Source organism: Streptomyces boluensis (genome assembly GCF_009908195.1).
In the GTDB taxonomy this organism is placed as follows: Bacteria; Actinomycetota; Actinomycetes; order Streptomycetales; family Streptomycetaceae; genus Streptomyces; species Streptomyces boluensis.
In genome coordinates, this window is record NZ_JAAAHS010000571.1 from 1 (window position 1) to 3,459 (window position 3,459).

Consider the following 3,459-nt stretch of genomic DNA (forward strand, 5'->3'; position numbering starts at 1 on the left):
CCCGGCGCGGGGCCGGGCGCGGGGTGGAGCGCGGGGCTACTTGGCGCAGACGGCCTTGTCCGCCTGGACCTTCTGAATCCCCTCCGGCGCCTTCGACGGGGCGGAGATCGGAGTTCCGGCCCCCTCGAAGTCGTCACCCAGTACGAGCTTCATGGCCGGCAGGCCCTGTGCGTTCTCCTCGCTCTTGCCCGGCTTCAGGGCGGAGGCGGGCAGGCCCATGATGTCGGCGAGCCTGCGGGCCTCGTCGGCCTGGTCGGGGTCGTACTCCAGGGTCGTCTTGTCCTGCGGCTTGGGCGCGTTGCCCAACTGGCTGGATTTCAGGACGCCTTGGTCGGTCTGCAGCCAGGTGAGCGTCGCCTGCGCGGCGCCCACGGTGTCCGAGCCGTTGTAGATGTTGACGCGGACGTCGGCGGGGTCGGACTTGGAGCCCTTGAGCCGGTCCTCCTCCGCCTTCTTCTTCTGCTTCTTCACGTCGGTCAGCGACCGGTCCGCGCGCAGCATCGAGAACAGCGGCTTCGCCTTCGGGTCGTCGAGCAGGACGGTCGCCCCGTCGGTGTTGTCCACGACCGGCGCGGTGACGAACGAGATGTTCTCCAGGTCCGCCCCGCTCAGCTCCATGCCGAGGTCCTTGAGCTTGTTCAGGTCGGAGATCTTGGAGTCGACGGTCAGCGCCTTGGTGGCCGCCTCCGCCAGGTCCAGCATCTTGCCGGGGTCGCTCAGGGTGTCGTTCGACTTCATCTTGCGCATCAGCGAAGTGAGGAACTGCTGCTGCAACTTGATGCGGTCGAGGTCGCCGCCGAAGCCGACCGCGTGCCGGGTACGGACGAACGCCAGCGCGTCGTCGCCCTTCACGGTGTGCGGGCCCTTGGGCAGATTCAGGTGCGACTTGGGGTCGTTTATGTCCTTGGCGAGGCAGATCGGTACGCCGCCGACGGCCGTGGACAGCGTCTTCACCGCGTTGAAGTCGGCCACCATGAAGTGGTCGATCTTCACGCCGGTGATCTCGGTGACCGTACGCATCGTGCAGCTCGGGGTGCGCCCGGCCTGCCCGAGACTCTCGTTGAATCGGGTCTCGTTGGTGCCGGGGATCGTCTTCGACGTGCCGTCCGCCTGCGTGGTCGGGCAGTCCGGGATGTCGGTGATCATGTCGCGCGGAATGCTCAACGCGGTGGTGTTCGTACGGTCCTTGGAGACGTGCAGCAGGATCGTGGTGTCCGCGTGCCCGGCGCTGCCCGAGTCGCCGTACCCCTTGTTGCCCTTGCCGGTGCGCTTGTCCGTGCCGATGAGCAGCACGTTGATCGGCCGGTCCTTGCTGAAGCCGCCGGTGCCCGCGCCGTCGTCGTTGATGGCGGTGATGTTGTCGTTCAGGTGCTCCCAGTAGAGGTACGCGGCGGTGCCGGTGCCGACCAGGAGGAACGCCACGATCCCGCCGGTCCACATGAGGGCCTTCTTGCCCTTGGACTTCTTCGGCTTGGGCCTGCGCCTGCCGGTGCTCGGCGGCGCGGCCTCCTCGGACCGGCCGCGGCGACGGCGCGGTCCGGGCACATCGCGGCCCGGAGCGTCCCGGCCCGGTGCGTCGGGACCGGAGGGACCAGAGGGACCGGCAGGTCCGGAGGGTCCGGCAGGTCCGACGGGGCCACGCGTGCTGCCGAGCCCGCCAGGGCGTACCTGCTCGAAGGGGCGGGTCGACTCGCCGGAGCGGGTCGGCTCACCCGGCCCGTTGGGCCCCGGACGGTGCCGGCTCGACGGTGTGAACCGCGCACCGCCCGTCACAGGGTTCTCGGTACGAGGCGATCTACGAGGTGCCGGAATTCCCGAAGGCTGTTGCCCTGCGGAGGGGCTCAGTCGCAGTTCGTAGTCACCGGTCTGCGGGTTGAGTACCCACTGGTCTGCGGGGTCGACATTCTCCGCCCGCCCACGGCCTTGCGCGTCCACGGTTGCTTGAGTCCTCCGTCGGGGCCACGCGGCGCCTCCCCCTCCCGGGGCGCCCGGTCACTCGGTCCATCGGCGCGCGACCGCGACACAGCGGCCCGGCGCACCGGAATCGCTCACGCTATAGGACCAGTTCAGGACACGGCGACGGCGGTGACACATTCCACTCCCCTACAACTGGGCAAATACGGCCTTTTCCTGGCCGCGCCCGTTCCCGCTTGGTGACGCCTTTACTCACAACTCGTTCCGGCGGCGGTGTTCCCGCGGAACGTCGGAGCCGGGCTCGGGGTGCTGGTGGGGTCGTCGGGCTTGTCGTCCCAGGTCGCACGGAGGGTGAACAGGCCATCACCGGAACCCCGACCTCCGGGCTTTTCGTCCTCCCAGGAGCCCTCGTCGCCCCCGTAGTCACCCTCGGACGATTCCCCCTCGTATCCCTCAGACTCACCGGAACCGGACTCCTCGCTGGACCCGGATTCGGTCGTGGAGTCCGAGTCGCCGCCCTTGTCCGGTCCTTCGGACTCGGCCTTGCGCGGCGACACCTGAACCGGCGCGTCCGTCCGCAGCCGGTCGAACAGCCGCCCCGCGTCCGGCTGCACGAGCTCGTCGCGGTTCGGGTCGTAGGTGTACGACCGGCGGGGGACGGTGAGGAACTGCACGCGGTCTGTGGGGATGTTGCGCATGCTGCGCACCAACTCGTACAAGTCGGTCAACCCGGCGATCGCGGGGTCCGTGGTGAGTGCCGAGGTGGCCGCGTCGAGCACCGGGTAGAGCCGCGTCGGGTTGAGCAGAACGCCGTTGCTCTGCACCTTGTTCACGAGCGCGCCGAGGAACTGCTGCTGGCGGTCCATGCGTTCGGTGTCACTGCCGTTGCCGAGCGACTTGCGGGCGCGTACGTAGCCGAGCGCCTGCTCGCCGTTGAGCTTCCGCATCCCTGCCGCGAGCTTCAGCTTGGCGTCGGGGTCGTCGATCGGCTCCTTGAGGCAGACCTCGACCCCGTCGACGGCGTCGACCATCTTCTTGAAGCCCTGGAAGTCCACGATCATGTGGTGGTCGACCCGGATCTTCGTGAGCTTCTCGACGGTACGGATGGTGCAGGCGGCGCCGCCGAACTCGAACGCCCAGTTGAACTGGGCGAATTGGGGCCGCGAGTGGGAGCCGTCCGGGCGGCGGCAGGCGGGCAGGTCCACCATCAGGTCCCGGGGCACGGACACGGCGGTGGCGCTTTTCCGGTCGGCCGCGAGGTGCAACAGGATCGTGGTGTCGGAGCGCTGCGTACCGGCGTCCTGCCCGTAGCGGCCGTTGCCGTCGCCCTTCCTGGTGTCCGAGCCGATCAGCAGGATGTTCTGCGCGTTGTGCACGGAGGGCGCGGGCCGCTCCTTCTCGTACCGCTCCAGCTCGGCGGCGGTCCCGGTGTCCTCGGTGATGTTCCCGTCGAGCTTCTTGTAGAGGCTCCACCCGACCCCGGCGGCCGCGAGCACGACCACGGCCACGCCAAGCGCGAGCCAGCGGAGCCAGTGGGACTTGTGG

At 69.0% G+C, this 3,459-nt stretch carries 2 protein-coding genes; both read right to left on the minus strand.

All coding sequences use genetic code 11. The features are described from left to right. Positions 1–36: 36 nt before the first annotated feature. Positions 37–1,935: an LCP family protein gene (locus GUY60_RS36000; RefSeq protein ID WP_161705649.1), complete on the minus strand. Its 1,899-nt coding sequence runs from the start codon at positions 1,933–1,935 to the stop codon at positions 37–39. A gap of 227 nt (positions 1,936–2,162) precedes the next feature. Beyond that, on the minus strand, positions 2,163–3,459 hold a 1,297-nt coding region (locus GUY60_RS36005; RefSeq protein ID WP_246236094.1), incomplete at its 5' end, for an LCP family protein.